This is a genomic window from Streptomyces sp. NPDC028331 (assembly GCF_055565775.1).
The window spans coordinates 27,114-44,133 of the sequence record NZ_JBVHTR010000004.1; the positions used below are offsets into that span (position 1 = coordinate 27,114).

Annotated in this window: 15 protein-coding genes and 1 tRNA gene; 8 read left to right on the top strand and 8 right to left on the bottom strand. The window is 69.8% G+C overall.

Translation table 11 applies throughout. The annotated features are described in order from the left end of the window. Positions 1-152 precede the first annotated feature (152 nt). The 4 genes from ACZ4SW_RS06150 to ACZ4SW_RS06165 are packed head-to-tail and all read left to right on the top strand — an operon-like array spanning position 153 to position 4,493. The gene (locus ACZ4SW_RS06150) at positions 153-1,082 is read left to right on the top strand and encodes a branched-chain amino acid ABC transporter permease (protein WP_468238576.1); all 930 of its coding nucleotides are present in this window, start codon (positions 153-155) and stop codon (positions 1,080-1,082) included. A 5-nt stretch (positions 1,083-1,087) separates the two neighbouring features. Next, complete coding sequence (locus ACZ4SW_RS06155; protein WP_468238579.1) at positions 1,088-2,914, top strand: branched-chain amino acid ABC transporter permease; 1,827 nt, start codon at positions 1,088-1,090, stop codon at positions 2,912-2,914. A 5-nt stretch (positions 2,915-2,919) separates the two neighbouring features. After that, positions 2,920-3,780 carry an ABC transporter ATP-binding protein gene (locus ACZ4SW_RS06160; protein WP_468238581.1) on the top strand — a complete coding sequence of 287 codons (861 nt, stop codon included), beginning with the start codon at positions 2,920-2,922 and terminating at the stop codon, positions 3,778-3,780. After that, on the top strand, positions 3,777-4,493 hold the full coding sequence (locus tag ACZ4SW_RS06165; RefSeq protein ID WP_468238583.1) for an ABC transporter ATP-binding protein: 717 nt from the start codon (positions 3,777-3,779) through the stop codon (positions 4,491-4,493). The genes ACZ4SW_RS06160 and ACZ4SW_RS06165 overlap by 4 nt, the downstream gene beginning before the upstream one ends. An 84-nt stretch (positions 4,494-4,577) precedes the next feature. On the opposite strand, the gene ACZ4SW_RS06170 is transcribed toward ACZ4SW_RS06165, so the two are convergent. Next, positions 4,578-5,228: an ANTAR domain-containing response regulator gene (locus ACZ4SW_RS06170; RefSeq protein ID WP_468238585.1), complete on the bottom strand. Its 651-nt coding sequence runs from the start codon at positions 5,226-5,228 to the stop codon at positions 4,578-4,580. A 102-nt stretch (positions 5,229-5,330) separates the two neighbouring features. On the opposite strand from ACZ4SW_RS06170, the gene ACZ4SW_RS06175 reads away from it, so the two are divergent. Beyond that, positions 5,331-5,405 (top strand) — tRNA-Leu (locus tag ACZ4SW_RS06175). 109 nt (positions 5,406-5,514) lie between these two features. Continuing rightward, complete coding sequence (locus ACZ4SW_RS06180; protein ID WP_468238587.1) at positions 5,515-6,000, top strand: helix-turn-helix domain-containing protein; 486 nt, start codon at positions 5,515-5,517, stop codon at positions 5,998-6,000. Positions 6,001-6,004: 4 nt separating this feature from the next. Here ACZ4SW_RS06180 and pyk read toward each other — a convergent pair whose 3' ends face one another. The 6 genes from pyk to ACZ4SW_RS06210 all read right to left on the bottom strand — a co-directional run bounded on the left by pyk (position 6,005) and on the right by ACZ4SW_RS06210 (position 14,565). Further along, positions 6,005-7,441, bottom strand: a complete 1,437-nt coding sequence (gene pyk, locus ACZ4SW_RS06185) for a pyruvate kinase (protein ID WP_468238590.1) — start codon at positions 7,439-7,441, stop codon at positions 6,005-6,007. A gap of 255 nt (positions 7,442-7,696) precedes the next feature. Then, positions 7,697-9,106 carry a lysine N(6)-hydroxylase/L-ornithine N(5)-oxygenase family protein gene (locus ACZ4SW_RS06190; RefSeq protein WP_468238592.1) on the bottom strand — a complete coding sequence of 470 codons (1,410 nt, stop codon included), beginning with the start codon at positions 9,104-9,106 and terminating at the stop codon, positions 7,697-7,699. Continuing rightward, positions 9,103-10,485 carry a pyridoxal phosphate-dependent decarboxylase family protein gene (locus ACZ4SW_RS06195; RefSeq protein WP_468238594.1) on the bottom strand — a complete coding sequence of 461 codons (1,383 nt, stop codon included), beginning with the start codon at positions 10,483-10,485 and terminating at the stop codon, positions 9,103-9,105. The genes ACZ4SW_RS06190 and ACZ4SW_RS06195 overlap by 4 nt, the downstream gene beginning before the upstream one ends. Positions 10,486-10,684: 199 nt before the next feature. Next, the gene (gene pepN / locus ACZ4SW_RS06200) at positions 10,685-13,186 is read right to left on the bottom strand and encodes an aminopeptidase N (protein WP_468238597.1); all 2,502 of its coding nucleotides are present in this window, start codon (positions 13,184-13,186) and stop codon (positions 10,685-10,687) included. A 47-nt stretch (positions 13,187-13,233) separates the two neighbouring features. Continuing rightward, positions 13,234-13,791 carry a response regulator gene (locus tag ACZ4SW_RS06205; RefSeq protein WP_468238599.1) on the bottom strand — a complete coding sequence of 186 codons (558 nt, stop codon included), beginning with the start codon at positions 13,789-13,791 and terminating at the stop codon, positions 13,234-13,236. A gap of 423 nt (positions 13,792-14,214) precedes the next feature. Further along, complete coding sequence (locus ACZ4SW_RS06210; RefSeq protein ID WP_468238601.1) at positions 14,215-14,565, bottom strand: chorismate mutase; 351 nt, start codon at positions 14,563-14,565, stop codon at positions 14,215-14,217. 197 nt (positions 14,566-14,762) lie between these two features. On the opposite strand from ACZ4SW_RS06210, the gene ACZ4SW_RS06215 reads away from it, so the two are divergent. Together ACZ4SW_RS06215 and ACZ4SW_RS06220 are read left to right on the top strand one after the other, a co-directional pair. Continuing rightward, positions 14,763-15,659 carry a hypothetical protein gene (locus ACZ4SW_RS06215; protein WP_468238603.1) on the top strand — a complete coding sequence of 299 codons (897 nt, stop codon included), beginning with the start codon at positions 14,763-14,765 and terminating at the stop codon, positions 15,657-15,659. Between the two features lie 114 nt (positions 15,660-15,773). Beyond that, entirely contained in the window at positions 15,774-16,517 is a 744-nt protein-coding gene (locus tag ACZ4SW_RS06220) for an ankyrin repeat domain-containing protein (protein WP_468238605.1), read from the top strand. 58 nt (positions 16,518-16,575) lie between these two features. Here the strand turns inward: ACZ4SW_RS06220 and ACZ4SW_RS06225 are convergent, their stop codons facing one another. Next, positions 16,576-16,878 (bottom strand): hypothetical protein, encoded by a 303-nt coding sequence (locus ACZ4SW_RS06225; RefSeq protein ID WP_468238607.1) that lies wholly within the window; start codon positions 16,876-16,878, stop codon positions 16,576-16,578. Positions 16,879-17,020 lie beyond the last annotated feature (142 nt).

Here is a 17,020-nt window from a genome sequence, read left to right on the forward strand (position 1 = left end):
CTGTGTGGCTCCCCCCCCACCCGGCAGTCTCGACCACCACCCCCCCCCCCCCCCCCCCCCCCCCCCCCCCCCCCCCCCCCCCCCCCCCCCCCCCCCCCCCCCCCCCCCCCCCCCCCGGCGCCGTATCCGAACCACTCCACGGAGGCCCTGCGGTGAACGAACTGCCGCAACAGCTGGCCAATGGACTCATCCTCGGCGCGATGTACGGACTCATCGCGATCGGCTACACGATGGTCTACGGCATCGTCCAGCTCATCAACTTCGCCCACGGCGAGATCTTCATGGTCGGGGGCTTCGGGGCCCTCACCGTCTACCTGTGGCTCCCCGCCGGCTTCCCGCTCGGCGCAGCAGTCCCCCTCATGATCATCGGCGGCATCATCGTCTCCGTCGCCGTCGCCACCGCCGCCGAACGCTTCGCCTACCGGCCCCTGCGCGGCGCACCACGACTCGCCCCACTCATCACCGCCATCGGACTGTCCATCGTCCTGCAGCAGATCGTGTGGAAGTGGTACCCCAACGCCAAGAAGGACCACCCCTTCCCCCAGTTCTCAGGCGGACCCATCGACGTCCTCGGCGCCAACATCCAGCGCGGCGACCTCTTCGTCCTCATCGCCGCCCCCGTCTGCATGGTCGCCCTCGGACTCTTCGTCACCAAAACCCGCTCCGGCCGCGGCATGCAGGCCACCGCGCAAGACCCCGACACGGCCAAACTCATGGGCATCAACACCGACCGCATCATCGTCATGGCCTTCGCCATCGGCGCGGCATTCGCCGCCATCGCCGCCGTCGCCTACGGCCTCAAGAACGGCCAGGTCGGCTTCCGCATGGGCTTCCTCATGGGCCTCAAAGCCTTCACCGCCGCCGTACTCGGCGGCATCGGCAACATCTACGGCGCCATGCTCGGCGGCCTCGTCCTCGGAGTCGCCGAATCCCTCGCCACCGGCTACATCGGCGACATCCCCGGCATGAACCTCTTCGGCGGCGGCGCCTGGAAAGACGTCTGGGCCTTCGCCCTCCTCATCCTCGTCCTGCTGTTCAGGCCCCAAGGCCTGCTCGGCGAACGCGTCGCGGACCGGGCGTGATACCCATGACCACAAACACCACCAACGGCACCGCCACGGACACCACCACGTCCCCCGGCACCGAACCCACCCCCCTCATCCCCCTGCCCACCGCCGCCGCGCGCGCCACCACCATCGCCGGCTCCGCCATCGCCCTCGCCGGCACCTTCCTCGCCTGGACATGGACCGAGGACTTCCCCGGCAACCTCACCATCCCCGGCTACCCCGGCGGACTCCAAGTCCTCACCCTCCTCGGCGCCGCACTCACCGCGCTCTTCGCCCTCTCCGGCTACCGCATCCGCGGCCTCACCTGGCTCACCCCCGGCGGCACCAACAGCCCCGTACGACTCCTCGCCCTAGGCGTCCTCGGCACCACCGGCTACACCATCGGCGCCATCTCCTACGAACTCGGCGGCCTCGTCAACCTCGAACCCGGCGCCTGGGTCTCCGGCACCGGAGCCCTCCTCGCCGTCATCGGCGCCCTCGGCCTCCCCGCCGACCAGCCCTACGAAAACGACGACACCCCCGGCCCCTGGGGCAGGATCCGACACTCCCTCAGCGCCCCCGAACCCCGCCGCGCCAAGGAACTCCCCGCCTGGGCCGAGATCCTGACCATCGCCGCCGGCTTCGGCATCGGCCTGTACGTCTTCTCCTACGGCATCGGCACCGAATACTCCGAACTCTTCATCGGATTCCTCATCATCGCCGGCTTCGGCTTCACCGCCGTGGCCCGCGCCGGCCTCATCAAGCGGCTCTCGGCCCTCACCGCCAAACACCGCAACATCACCATGACCGCCGCCTTCGTCGCCGCGATCTGCTTCCCCTTCACCCAGAGCAACGACCAGTACGCCCTCATCGGCGCCAACATCCTCATCTTCGCCACCGTCGCCCTCGGCCTCAACGTGGTCGTCGGCCTCGCCGGCCTCCTCGACCTCGGCTACGTCGCCTTCCTCGGCGTCGGCGCCTACACCGCCGCCCTGGTCTCCGGCTCACCCCAATCCACCATCGGCGTCCACTTCCCCTTCTGGGCAGCCGTCCTCGCCGGCGCCGCCGCCTCACTCGTCTTCGGCGTCGTCATCGGCGCCCCCACCCTGCGGCTCCGCGGCGACTACCTCGCCATCGTCACCCTCGGATTCGGTGAAATCTTCCGCATCACCATGAACAACCTCAACGGGAACAGCGGACCCGACGTCACCAACGGATCCAACGGCATCCCCAACATCCCCGACCTCGAACTGTTCGGCTTCAACCTCGGACTCCCCCACAACGTCCTCGGCACCGAACTCACCCGATCCGGCAACTACTACCTGCTGATGCTGCTGTTCACGGCCATCGTCGTGCTCGTCTTCCGCCGCAGCGCCGAATCCCGCATCGGCCGCGCCTGGGTCGCCATCCGCGAAGATGAAACCGCCGCCACCGCCATGGGCATCAACGGCTTCCGCCTCAAACTCCTCGCCTTCGCACTCGGCGCCTCCCTCGCCGGACTCGCCGGCACCGTCCAAGCCCACGTCTCCTACAGCATCACCCCCGAGCAATACCAGTTCGCCGGCTCCGTCCCCCCCAACTCCGCCTTCCTCCTCGCCGCCGTCATCCTCGGCGGCATGGGAACCATCAGCGGCCCCCTCATCGGCGCCGCACTCCTCTACCTCATCCCGGCCAAGCTCCAGTTCATGCAGGAATACCAACTGCTCCTCTTCGGCTTCGCGCTCATGCTCCTCATGCGCTTCCGACCCGAAGGCCTCGTCGCCGACCGCAGGAAACAACTCGAATTCCACGAGACCGGACAGCTCGACATACCCGAGGACCAGCCACTGCCCGACAACGCCACCGGCGTCGCCAAGGCAGGAGCGTGACCACCATGACCACCACCACAACCACCACCCAGACGGTGCTCGACGCATCCGGCGTCACCATGCGCTTCGGCGGCCTCACCGCCGTACGCAACGTCGACCTCACCGTCGGCAGCGGAGAAATCGTCGGACTCATCGGCCCCAACGGCGCCGGAAAGACCACCTTCTTCAACTGCCTCACCGGCCTCTACGTACCAACCGAAGGCAAGGTCCAGTACAAAGGCACCGTCCTGCCGCCCAAACCCCATCTCGTCACCCAGGCCGGCATCGCCCGCACATTCCAGAACATCCGGCTCTTCGCCAACATGACCGTCCTGGAAAACGTCCTCGTCGGCCGACACACCCGCACCAAAGAAGGCCTCTGGTCGGCACTCCTACGCCTCCCCGCCTTCAAGAAAGCCGAAGAAGCATCCCGCGAACGCGCCATGGAACTCCTCGAGTTCACCGGCCTCGCCGCCAAGGCCGACCACCTCGCCCGCAACCTCCCCTACGGCGAACAACGCAAACTCGAAATCGCCCGCGCCCTCGCCAGCGAACCCGGCCTGCTGCTCCTCGACGAACCCACAGCCGGCATGAACCCCCAGGAAACGCGAGCCACCGAGGAACTGGTCTTCGCCATCCGCGACAAAGGCATCGCCGTGCTCGTCATCGAACACGACATCCGGTTCATCATGAACCTCTGCGACCGCGTCGCCGTCCTCGTCCAAGGCGAAAAGATCGTCGAAGGCCCCGCGGAAGTCGTCCAGGCCGACGAACGCGTCATCGCCGCCTACCTCGGCACCCCCTTCGAAGGCGCCCCCGGCACCGAGGAAGCCGCCGAGGTCGAAGCCGCCGAGGCGAACAGCACCACAGAAGGGCACGCCAAGTGACCGCACTGCTCGAGGTCGAGGACCTCAGGGTCGCCTACGGCAAGATCGAAGCCGTAAAAGGCATCTCGTTCAAGGTCGACGCAGGCGAAGTCGTCACCCTGATCGGCACCAACGGCGCCGGCAAGACCACCACCCTGCGTACCCTCTCCGGCCTCCTCCAGCCCGCAGGCGGCCAGATCAAATTCGACGGCAAGTCACTCAAGAAGATCCCCGCCCACAAGATCGTCTCGCTCGGCCTGGCCCACTCCCCCGAAGGCCGGCACATCTTCCCCCGCATGACGATCGAGGACAACCTCCGCCTCGGCGCCTTCCTCCGCAACGACAAGGAAGGCATCGAAAAGGACATCCAGCGCGCCTACGACCTCTTCCCCATCCTCGGAGAACGCAGAAAACAGGCCGCAGGCACCCTCTCCGGCGGCGAACAACAAATGCTCGCCATGGGACGCGCCCTCATGTCCCAGCCCAAACTGCTCATGCTCGACGAACCCTCCATGGGCCTCTCCCCGATCATGATGCAGAAGATCATGGCAACCATCCAGGAACTCAAAGCCCAGGGCACCACCATCCTGCTCATCGAGCAGAACGCCCAGGCAGCCCTCTCCCTCGCCGACCACGGCCACGTCATGGAAGTCGGCAAGATCGTCCTCTCCGGAACCGGACAGGACCTCCTGCACGACGAATCGGTCCGGAAGGCATACCTCGGCGAAGACTGAGCACACACTTCCGGCTACGCACCTACGAAGAGGCCCGCACCCCGTGACCACGGGATGCGGGCCTCTCGACGGTCCCGGGCGGCATCAGCCCTTGGCGGCCTTCTTCTCCTCCGCGTCCTGAATCACGGCCTCCGCCACCTGCTGCATCGACATACGACGATCCATCGACGTCTTCTGAATCCACCGGAACGCGGCCGGCTCCGTCAGCCCGTACTCCGTCTGAAGGATCGACTTCGCCCGGTCCACCAGCTTCCGCGTCTCCAGCCGCTGCGTGAGGTCCGCGACCTCCTTCTCCAGCTCCTTCAACTCCGTGAACCGCGAAACAGCCATCTCGATGGCCGGAACCACATCGCTCTTGCTGAACGGCTTCACCAGATACGCCATCGCACCCGCGTCCCGCGCCCGCTCCACCAGATCACGCTGCGAGAACGCGGTCAGCATCAGCACCGGCGCGATACGCTCCTCGGCGATCTTCTCAGCCGCCGAGATACCGTCCAGCTTCGGCATCTTCACATCGAGAATCACCAGGTCGGGCCGGTGCTCCCGAGCCAGCTCGATGGCCTGCTCACCATCGCCGGCCTCACCGACGACCGTGTAGCCCTCCTCCTCGAGCATCTCTTTGAGGTCGAGCCGGATGAGCGCCTCGTCCTCGGCGATGACGACACGGGTCGTCAGCGGAGGCACATGCGACTTGTCGTCGTCGGCAACGGGCTGGGGCGACTCGGGGGCGGTCACTCGGGCTCCTTGGTCCAGGGCAGGCAGGTACTGCTCCCAGAAGCCTACCTAGCTGCGGTAAGGTGGTGACCCGAGGGGGCGCCCTTCCCCTTAGTTTCTAAGGCCCCAGTACTCCAACTGGTTAGAGAGGCCGCTCTCAAACAGCGGACAGTGTGGGTTCGAATCCCACCTGGGGCACTTTTCCTTCGATTCGACGGTCGGCCGCACCCATATGGCGGAGGTTCACGTTCTCGTGAACCTCCGGGTTTGTTGCGCAACGTCACGGCCAGTCGCAGAGAGTGGCCCCATGTACGACATGGGTACACGCAAGCGAGCGCTCGCACTGGTGGCACAGGGCCGCAGTCTGAATTCCGTCAGCAGGCAGATGGGGATATCCCGGTACGCGATCCGCTCCTGGCAGACACGTATCGAGCCCGTCGAGCGCGTGGGCAAGCGCTGCCCCCGATGCCAGAAGGTCCCCGATCTGCCTCAGGACCCAGCCGCCTACGGCTATCTTCTCGGCCTCTACCTCGGCGACGGCTGCATCAACGCCCATCACAGAGGCGTCTACTTCATGCGCGTCGTCCTGGACAACGCCTGGCCGGGCATCATCGACGCGTGCGAGGTGGCCATGCGCGCCGTGCGCCCGGACAACAGCGTCTTCCGAGACGCCCTCGGCAAGGTGGGCGTCGAATGGACCACCCTCGCTCGCGGCAACGACCCGTTCAACATCTCCATCGCCCGCAAAGCCTCCGTAGCCCTCCTCGACGCCCACGTAGGCCCCAAATACTGACCCCCTACTTCGGGCTGTCGTCCTCGCCGATGTGGTGGACCCGGACCATGTTCGTGGAGCCCGACACCCCGGGCGGTGAGCCCGCCGTGATCACCACCACGTCGCCCTTCCGGCAGCGGCCGTACTTCAGCAGCAGTTCGTCCACCTGGTCGACCATCGCGTCCGTGGAGTCCACGTGCGGACCCAGGAACGTCTCCACGCCCCAGGTGAGGTTGAGCTGCGAGCGTGTCGCCGGCTCGGGGGTGAAGGCGAGGAGCGGGATCGGGGAGCGGTAGCGGGAGAGGCGGCGGGCGGTGTCGCCGGACTGGGTGAAGGCGACGAGGAATTTCGCGCCGAGGAAGTCGCCGATCTCCGCTGCCGCGCGGGCGACGGCGCCACCTTGTGTGCGGGGTTTGTTGCTTTCGGTGAGGGGCGGCAGGCCCTTGGCGAGGAGGTCCTCTTCCGCGGCCTCGACGATGCGGGCCATGGTCCTGACCGTTTCGATGGGGTGGTTGCCGACGCTGGTCTCGCCGGAGAGCATCACGGCGTCCGTGCCGTCGATGACGGCGTTCGCGACGTCGCTGGCCTCCGCCCTGGTGGGGCGCGAGTTCTCGATCATCGAGTCGAGCATCTGTGTGGCGACGATGACGGGTTTCGCGTTCCGCTTGGCGAGTTTGATGGCGCGCTTTTGGACGATCGGGACCTGTTCGAGTGGCATTTCCACGCCGAGGTCTCCGCGGGCGACCATGATTCCGTCGAAGGCGGCGACGATGTCGTCGATGTTCTCGACGGCCTGCGGTTTTTCGACCTTGGCGATGACGGGGAGGCGGCGGTTTTCTTCGTCCATGATGCGATGGACGTCCTTGATGTCGCGGCCGCTGCGGACGAAGGAGAGGGCGATGACGTCGAAGCCGGTGCGCAGGGCCCAGCGGAGGTCGTCTTCGTCTTTCTTGGAGAGTGCGGGGACGGAGACGGCGACTCCTGGGAGGTTGAGTCCCTTGTGGTCGGAGATGACGCCGCCTTCGACGACGGTGGTGTGGACGCGGGGGCCGTCGACGTCGGTGACCTGGAGGCAGACCTTGCCGTCGTCGACGAGGATGCGTTCGCCGGGGGTGACGTCGGTGGCGAGGCCGGCGTAGGTGGTTCCGCAGGTCTGGCGGTCTCCTTCGACGCCTTCTTCGACGGTGATGGTGAAGGTGTCTCCGCGTTCAAGGAGTACGGGGCCTTCGGTGAAGCGGCCGAGTCGGATCTTCGGGCCCTGAAGGTCGGCGAGGATTCCGACACTGCGGCCGGTTTCGTCGGCGGCCTTTCGTACGCGTTGGTAGCGCTCCTCGTGTTCGGCGTAGGTGCCGTGGCTGAGGTTGAAGCGGGCTACGTCCATTCCGGCTTCGACCAGTGTCTTGATCTGGTCGTATGAGTCGGTGGCGGGGCCCAGAGTGCAGACGATCTTTGCTCGGCGCATGGTGTGAGCCTATGACTTACCGGCCGGTAGAGAATTGGTCGTGCGTGACTACTCAACAACCTTTAAGTGAAGCCTTGCCATCAAGTGTTGAATTGTGCAGCGGCCCGCTCCGATGAGCGTCAGGGCGAATTGCCGCGGCATATTCAGTGTTGTCGGCGGCGAGGGGGCTGCCGGGCGGGTGCTTGCCCGGGGAGCTTGGGGTGGGCGGCGTCGGCGCGGGGTTTTCGCGTCGGTGCCGCCTGGTTTTTCGGTCTTCTACCGTTCGTCGACGAGCGGGGTGAGGATCTGGGGCCGTCGGGTGGGTGGGATGCGGTCGGGTTGCTGGAGTCCGAAGGTGGTGAAGGCGGTTCGGCGGGGCAGTGGGTAGGGCTCTTTGCCGGTGAGCGAGTTGAGGATGGTGGCGCTGCGCCAGGCGGCGAGGCCGAGGTCGGGGGTGCCGACGCCGTGGGTGTGGAGTTCGGCGTTCTGGACGTAGACGTGTCCGGTGACGGTGGGGTCGAGGGTCATGCGGAAGTGGTCGTCGATGCGGGGGCGGCCGCGGGCGTCGCGGCGGAGGTAGGGGTCGAGTCCGGCGAGGAGGCGGCCGAGGGGGCGTTCGCGGTAGCCGGTGGCGAGGACGACGGCGTCGGTGGTGAGGCGGGTGCGGGTGTTCTGCTGGGTGTGTTCGAGGTGGAGTTCGATCCGTGTGGTGCCGACGCGGCCGGCGGTGCGGACGCGGACTGCGGGGGTGAGGACGGTGTCGGGCCAGCCGCCGTGGAGGGTGCGTCGGTAGAGCTCGTCGTGGATGGCGGCGATGGTGCCGGCGTCGATGCCCTTGTGGAGTTGCCATTGGGCGGAGACGAGGCGGTCGCGTACGGGTTCGGCGAGGGCGTGGAAGTAGCGGGTGTAGTCGGGGGTGAAGTGTTCGAGGCCGAGCTTGGAGTACTCCATGGGGGCGAAGGCTTCGGTGCGGCCGATCCAGTGGATCTTCTCCCGGCCGGCGGGGCGGTGGCGCAGCAGGTCGAGGAAGACTTCGGCGCCCGACTGGCCGGCGCCGATGACGGTGATGTGGTCGGCGGTGAGGATGGTGTCGCGGTGCCGGAGGTAGTCGGCGGCGTGGATGACGGGGACGCCGGGGGCTTTGGCGAGGGGTTGGAGGGGTTCGGGTACGTGGGGTTCGGTGCCGATGCCGAGGACGATGTTGCGGGTGTGGGTGCGGCCGAGGGCGTGGGCTCGGCCGTCCGTGTCGAGTTGGGTGTAGTCGACTTCGAAGAGGTCGGTTTCGGGGTTCCAGCGGACGGCGTCGACCTGGTGGCCGAAGTGGAGTCCGGGGAGGTTGCCTGCGACCCAGCGGCAGTAGGCGTCGTATTCGGCGCGCTGGATGTGGAAGCGCTCGGCGAAGTAGAAGGGGAAGAGGCGGTCGCGGGTCTTGAGGTAGTTGAGGAAGGACCAGCGGCTGGTGGGGTCGGCGAGGGTCACCAGGTCGGCGAGGAAGGGGACTTGGAGGGTGGCGCCGTCGATGAGGAGGCCGGGGTGCCAGTCGAAGCCGGGGCGTTGTTCGTAGAAGGCGGTGTCGAGTTCGGCGAGGGGGTGGGCGAGGGCGGCGAGGGAGAGGTTGAACGGGCCGATGCCAATGCCGACGAGGTCGCGGGGTGCGTCGGGTTCGTGGTGGGTGGGGGTGGTCATCGGGGCGTGCTTCCTTCCACCAGGTTCAGGAGTGCGGCCAGGTCGCCGGGCCGGGTGTGGGGGTTGAGGAGGGTGGCTTTGAGCCAGAGGCGGCCGTCGAGGCGGGCGCGGCCGAGGACGGCGCGTCCGTCGTTCAGGAGGGTGCGGCGGACGGTGGCGACGGTGTCGTCGGTTGCTCCGGTGGGCCGGAACAGGACGGTGCTGATGGTGGGTGGGGCGTGCAGTTCGAAGGCGGGGTGGGCGGCCAGGAGGTCGGCGAAGTCGTGTGCGCGGGCGCAGACCTCGTCGACGAGGGTGCCGAGTCCGGTGCGGCCGAGTGTCTTGAGGGTGGTGGCGATTTTGAGGATGTCGGGGCGTCGGGTGGTGCGCAGTGAGCGTCCGAGGAGGTCGGGCAGGCCGGCGTCGGTGTCGTCGTCGGCGTTGAGGTAGTCGGCGTGGTGGTGGAGGGCGTGCAGGTCGTGGGGGTCGCGGACGGCGAGGAGTCCGGCGGCGACCGGTTGCCAGCCGAGTTTGTGCAGGTCGAGGGTGACGGTGTGGGCGCGTTGGAGGCCGGTGAGGAGGGCGCGGTGGCGGTCGCTGAAGAGGAGTCCGCCTCCGTAGGCGGCGTCGATGTGGAGGCGGGCGCCGTGGGTGGCGCTGAGGTCGGCGAGGGCGGGCAGGGGGTCGATGAGGCCGGCGTCGGTGGTGCCGGCGGTGGCGGCGACGAGGTGGGGGCCGGGGCGGTCGGTGAGGGCGGTGTGGAGGGTGGCGGGGTCGAGGGTGCCGCGTGGGGTGGGTAGGACGAGGGGTTCGGGGAGTGCGAGGAGCCAGGCGGCGCGGGTGAGGGAGTGGTGGGCGTTGGCTCCGCAGACGAGGCGGACGGGGCCGTGGGTTTCGCGGGCGAGGAGGAGGGCGAGCTGGTTGGCTTCGGTGCCGCCGGTGGTGACGAGGGCGGTGGCGTTTTCCGCTGGTGGGGCGGGTGTGTCGCCGTAGATCTCTTGGGCGAGTGCCTGGGTAACGAGTGTTTCGAGTTCGGAGGCGGCGGGGGCCTGGTCCCAGGAGTCGAGGGAGGGGTTGAGGGTCGAGGCGGCGAGGTCGGCGGCGGTGGCGACGGCCAGGGGTGGGCAGTGCAGGTGGGCCGTGCACAGCGGGTCGGCGGGGTCGGCGGCGCCCGCGGCGAGGGTGTGTACCAGGGTTCGGAGGGCGTCCGGGTCGCCTTTGTCGGGCAGGACGTCGCCGAGGGCTTCGCGTACCCGGGCGGCGACCGTGGCGGGGCCGCCCGGGGGCAGGGGGCCGCCGCGTGCTCGTGCGCCCTCTTGCAGGGCGTCGAGGACGGTGGCGAGCAACGGCCGCAGGGCGCTCGGTCCGTCGGGTCCTGAGGCGAGGGGCGGCAAGCTCATGGGATGTCCTCCCGGGGCGCGCGGCAAGGGTAGTCAGGCCTGGCGGCAAGGGTGTTCGACACGCCCGAAGAGGACAACGATCAGACCTGAAAGGAGGTACTGCCCCGGGGAGGTGAGGAAGCGGCAGGGGGGTGGGGGTGGCGTGTGGGGCGCCTGGTCGGCGCCCGGCGGTGGGCCGGGCGCCGGTCTGCCGGTCGGGTCATGCCTGGCGGATGCGCAGGGCCCGGGCGAGGTCGTCGAGTTCGTCGACGAGACGGCGGCGCAGGGCGGGGGTGGGGTCTGCTTCGCGCAGGCACTGTTCGCCGCGGTGCAGGGTGTCCTCGCTGACGGAGTGGCGGGGGAACGCCCAGCGGCCGGCGGCGGTGGCGATGGCGGGGCCGCGGCGGGCGGCGACGGCGGGCGCGTCGGTCCAGTAGCGGTCGACGTACTCCTCGAGGAGGTCGGCCTGTTCGGGCTGCCAGAAGCCCTGGGCGGTGGCTGTGAACAGGTAGTTGGACAGGTCGGCCTGGTCGCCGGTGGTGAACATGGCCTGCCAGGCGCGTCGCTTGGCGTCCTCGTCGGGCAGGGCGGCGCGGCAGCGGGCGGCGCCTTCCTGGCCGGTGGCGCTGGGGTCGCGGGCGAGTTCGTCGGCGATCGCGGTCTCGTCGACGGCGCCGAGGACGGCGAGGCGGCCGAGGATGCGCCAGCGCAGTTCGGGGTCGAGTTCGGGTCCGCCGGGTACGGTGCCGTCGGCGAGCCAGGCGGCGATGGTGTCGGGGTGGGCGGCGGCGTCGATGAAGTGGCGCACGGCGATCAGGCGCAGTCCGGGGTTGTCGCCGTCCTCGGTGCGGCGGATGAGGTCGCGGCACAGTCCGGTGAGGGTGGCGAGGGCGGCGGGCCGCTGCGTGGCGGGCAGGTAGCGGTCGGCGATGTGGCCGGAGGCGAACGCGAGGACGCCTTCGACGAGGGCCAGGTCGCTCTCGTGGGGCAGGTGGGTGCGGGCGGTGTCCAGGTAGCTGGTGGCGGGCAGGTGGCCGTCGCGGACGGCGTCGCGCAGGGCGTTCCACACGACGGCGCGGCTGAGCGGCTGGGGCAGCCCGGCGAGAGCGCGGTGGACGGTTTCGAAGGATGAGGGGTCGAAGCGGATCTTGGCGTAGGTGAGGTCGCCGTCGTTGAGCAGGAGCAGGTCGGGGCGCTTGCCGAGGGGTTGGGGCGCGGCCTGCGGGATGTCGAGGTCGAGGCGTTCGCGCGGGGTGAGGGCGCCGTCGTCGGCGATGTGGTGGTCGTAGAGGCCGACGTTGATGCGGTGGGGTCGGCTGCCGTCGTGGTCGACGGTGAGCGTGTAGGTGCCGTCGTCGGCCTGGGTGAGGTGCGGGGTGAGGGTGTCGACGCCGGTGGTGCGCAGCCAGGCGTCGGCCCAGGCGTGTACGTCGCGGTCGGTGGCGCTCGCCAGGGAGTCGATGAAGTCGGCGAGGGTGGCGTTGCCGAAGCGGTGGCGGGCGAAGTGGGTGTTGATGCCGGTGAGGAAGTCCTTCTCGCCGAGCCAGGCCACGAGTTGCCGGAGTGCGGAGGCGCCCTTGGCGTAGGAGATGCCGTCGAAGTTGAGGAGTGCGGAGGCGGTGTCGTCGACTGCTTCGGGGGCGACGGGGTGGGTGGAGGGGCGCTGGTCGGCGTCGTATCCCCAGGCCTTGCGGGCGACGCCGAAGTCGGTCCAGGTGTCGGTGAAGCGGGTGGCTTCGGTGAGGGTCTGGTAGCCCATGTACTCGGCGAAGGACTCGTTCAGCCAGATGTCGTCCCACCAGCGCAGGGTGACGAGGTCGCCGAACCACATGTGGGCCATCTCGTGGGCGATGACCATGGCGCGGGTCTGGCGCTGGGTGTCGGTGACGGCGGAGCGGTAGACGAACTCGTCGCGGAAGGTGACGAGGCCGGGGTTCTCCATGGCTCCGGCGTTGAACTCGGGGACGAACGCCTGGTCGTAGGAGTCGAAGGGGTAGGGCTCCTCGAACTTCTCGTGGTAGCGGTCGAAGCACTGGCGGGTGATGTCGAACAGTTCGTCGGCGTCGGCGTCGAGGTGGGGTGCGAGGGAGCGGCGGCAGTGGATGCCGAAGGGCAGTCCGCGGTGTTCGGTGGTGACGGAGTGCCAGGGTCCGGCGGCGACGGCGACCAGGTAGGTGGAGATGAGGGGGGTGGTGGCGGCGCGCCAGAGGCCGTCGCCCTCGTGGGTGGTGATGCCGTTGGCGAGGACGGTCCAGCCCTCGGGTGCCTTGACTGTCAGGTCGAAGACGGCCTTGAGGTCGGGCTGGTCGAAGGCGGCGAAGACGCGCTGGACGTCGTCCAGGAAGAGCTGGGTGTAGACGTATGTCTCGCCGTCGGTGGGGTCGGTGAAGCGGTGCATGCCCTCGCCGGTGCGGGAGTAGCGCATGACGGCGTCGATGCGCAGTTCGTGCTCGCCGGCGGGGAGGTCCTTCAGGGGCAGCCGGCTCTCGACGAGGGTGGCGGGGTCGAGGGGTTGTCCGTCCAGGGTGGCGGAGCGCAGCTCGGCGGGCTTGAGTTCGACGAAGGTGTCCCCGGCCGCGCGGGCGGTGAAGCCGATGACGGTACGGGAGTCGAAGGTCTCGTCGCCGCCGGTGAGGTCGAGGGAGATCGCATAGCGGTGGACGTCGAGGAGCCGGGCACGGGTCTGCGCTTCGTCGCGCGTCAGTACGGACATGGGGGACATGCTGCCTGATGCCGTTGACCGGGCACAGGGGCGGTCCGGTACGCGCTCTATGTCCGTCCGTCGTCGCGTGCGCTGGTGGGTGCGCGGGGCGGCTGGGCGGTGTGGTCGTCGCGCTGGCCCGGAAGACGGGGTTCCGGGTGTGGCAGGGCGCGCGCGGGGGGCGCGGTGCCTTCCTTGAGCCGGGCGCGCAGGGCGCGGACCTCCTGTTCGAGTGTCCGGGAGCGCTGGTGGGCGTTGTAGAGGTAGCGGACCTTGGTGCGCAGGGCCCAGGGGTCGACGGGTTTGGTCACGAGGTCGGCGACGCCGAGCGCGAAGGCGGCGGAGGTGAGTTCGGCGTCGATGCCGAAGCCGGTGAGCAGGATGATGGGGATGTGCTGGGTCTGCTCCACGCGTCGCATGTAGCGCACGACGTCGAGACCGCTGACCTTGGGCATGCGCACGTCGAGGAGCATTAGGCCGACCTGGCCGCGCAGGACTTCCTTGAGTGCGGCGTCGCCGTTGGTCGCGCGGGTCACGCGGTAGCCCAGTGGGGCGAGGGCGCTTTCCAGCGCGTACAGCGTGTCCACATGGTCGTCGACGATGAGAATCCTGGCATCAGACGGCATGGCCCGAGGTCCCCTCGCTTGGGCAACCAGCTTAAGCCGGAACCGCCTTACCGCGCGCACCTTTGACCGGACAAAGAGCCTTTCGGCCGATTCAGAAGGCGTACACGTGACCGACGGGCGTTCGATCTATCGATCAGACGTGCGCCAACCGGCGTCTGTTCGATGGCGCCGCAGTGTCTGGACCCGAACCGCGACCGTCCGGCGCGACGCGACCGCTGTGCCTGCTCACCGAGTCTCCGCCCGGCCGCTCGACGATGGGCGACGGACGACGGGCGACGGGCGATGAGCGACGGACGACCGTTCGGCCGCCACCGCGGCCGCCCGGCTCGGCGCGTGCGGCGGGGCGCAGCGCCTGGGGCGCGGCACGGCAGGCGCGGCCACGGCCGGCGGGTCGCGGCGGAGCGGCCGGCCGGTCGCGGGATGTCACTCCGTGGGGAAGCCGGTCGCCGACGTGGCGTCCTCGGCGATGCGCTCGTGGTGGCGGATGACCTCCGCGATGATGAAGTTGAGCAGCTTCTCGGCGAACGCGGGATCGAGTTTCGCGCTCTCGGCGAGCCGGCGCAGCCGTGCGATCTGGGCGGCTTCCCGGGCCGGGTCGGCGGGCGGCAACTGGTGCGCGGCCTTGAGATGGCCGACCTGCTGCGTGCACTTGAAGCGCTCGGCGAGCATGTGGACGACGGCGGCGTCGATGTTGTCGATGCTGTCGCGCAGCCGGGCCAGTTCGGCGCGGACGGCCGGGTCGACGTCTCCGGTGGTGCTGTGGCGGGTGGTCATGGGCGAACACCCTACGGGGCGCGCCCGTCTACGATCATCCACGTCCGAAGTGCGGATCCCTCCCCTCCGTGCGCCCCGCGCACGGCGCCCTCCGACGGCGCACCATCCCGGTGGCGCGGCGCCGCGGTTTCCCTCCGCCACCGACCGCGAGCACGCCTACAGTGGAAGCACAGCCGGCGTCTTCAGGGGGTGCGGACGTGGCCAACGGCGGACCGGTCGAGCACGGCTATCCACATCTGGAGACGGTGCGGGCGGCCGTCACCGCGTTGTACAGGCGGCTCTCGTACGACACCATCCGCACGTTCGCGACCAGCGTGCTCCCCGCCGACGTGGCCTTCTCCGACCAGGACGACCTGCATCTGGGGGCGCAGCGGGTGGCGCGCGAGCTGGTGCGGCACTACCGGCTGCCGGACGCCCGGATGATCGTGAGCTTCCGGGAGATGACGCACGCGGCGAACGTCGAACTGGCCGCGGGTCCCGAGTACTTCGTCGAGCTCAACGACCGGTTCCGCACCCACCGCCGGGACATCGGCGCGGCCCTCGCGCACGAGGTGATGCACGTCTATCTGCACCGTCTCGGCCTGTCCTTCCCCGGCACGCGCGACAACGAGATCCTCACCGACACCGCGGCGACGTACCTGGGCGCGGGCTGGCTGCTCCTCGACGCCTTCCGCGAGGACGGGGTGTCGTCGCAGAAGCTCGGCTACCTCACCCCGGAGGAGTTCGGCTACGTCCTCGCCAAGCGGGCACTGCTGTTCGGTGAGGATCCCGCGGTCTGGTTCACCAGCCCCCAGGCGTACAGGGCGTACACGAAGGGCATGGCGCAGGCCCGCCGCGACGAGCAGCAGCCGCCGCTGACGGCGGCGGGCTGGGCGGGCCGCCGCCGCTACGCCAGGGACCGCCGCTCCGCGCAGGACCATCTCGCCGTCGGCTCGTATCCGGGCGTGCCCTACTCCTTCACTCCGGCGGGCCGCGACCCGCTGGGCGTCTGCTTCCCGTGCCCGACCTGCCATCAGCGGATCCGGGTGCCCGTGCGGGGACGGGTGCGGGCGCGCTGCGGGCTGTGCCGCACCGTCCTGGAGTGCGACACGTGAGGTGCGGCCGTGTCCGGGCGTGGCCTGTGAGGCGGCTCGGCGGCGGTGCGGAGGTGGCACAGAACACCTCATATGTCTTTGCGCCCACGGCCCTCTCGGAGCGAGGGTCGAGGCATGAACACGCACGAGCCGCCGGGGCTGTTCGAGGCGGTGTACGCAGGGGACGAGGACGCGGTGCTCCGGTCGCTGCGCACGGGGACGAGCCCGGAGTCCACGGATGAGGAGGGCCAGACGGCCCTGTATCTGGCGGCGGTGAGCGACGCGCCGGGCGTCGTACGGCTGCTGCTGGCGGCCGGCGCCGACCCCGACCGTCTCAGCGCGGGCGCCGACGCTCCCCTGTGCGGCGCGGCCTGCGGGGGCCACACGGAGGTCGTAGGGGCGCTGCTGGCGGCGGGCGCGGACCCGGATCTGGAGGAGGGTTACGGGTTCCGGGCGCTGACATGGGCGGTGCAGCGGGGCCACGCCGAGGTCGTCCGGCAGTTGCTGGCGGCCGGCGCGAACCCGGATCTGCCCGGCCCCACCGGTGAGCCTCCGCTGGTGGCGGCCGCCCGCCGCGGTTCCCCCGCCTGTGTGCGCGCCCTGCTGGAGCATGGCGCGCGGGCGCGGGCGCAAGCCCTCACCGAGGCCCGGCGCTGGCTGGCACTGGATGTCGCGGCGGAGCTCCGTGCGGGTCTGGAGGCGGCGTACGGCCCGGAGCAGGAGTACGTCACGCGGCGCTGGGAGCAGGAGCCCGGCACGGTGACCGTGGAGGTCGCCCTGGTGCGCGACGGCCGGCCCACGGCGGGGAACGACCAGCAGACGGGACACCGCCTGATAGTGGACCTGTTGCAGGCGGGGACCGGCGCGCTCACCGGGTGAGGCGCGCAAGCGGGGGCGCGGACCTCATGGTCCGCGCCCCCTACGGTTCGTGTCGCGTTCACTCCTCGTGCGCGGCCACCGCCCGCCGGGGCAGTGCCGTGCACAGTGCCGCGCACAGCACGAACACGCCGGTCACCCAGGGCATCGCCCCGGTCAGCGCCTGCGTGGGACCGTGCGCGATGCGCTCGAAGAACACGGTGCCGACCACGGCCGCCCCGAGTGCCCCGCCGAACTGCTGGGCCGTGGAGAAGATGCCGGACGCGGCACCCGCGAGATCGCCGGGCACGGCGGACAGGACGACGTTGACGAGCGGCACGACCAGGAAGCCCAGTCCGGCGCCGGCGAGCACGAGGCCCGGCACCAGCGGCCATGCCCCGGTGTGGGGGGGGGGGGGGGACCCCGCCCCCCCCCCCCCCCCCCCCCCCCCCCCCACCCCCCGCCCCCCCCCCCCCCCCCCCCCCCCCCCCCTCCTCGTGTTTACCCAAAAAACGCGGAGCAATGGG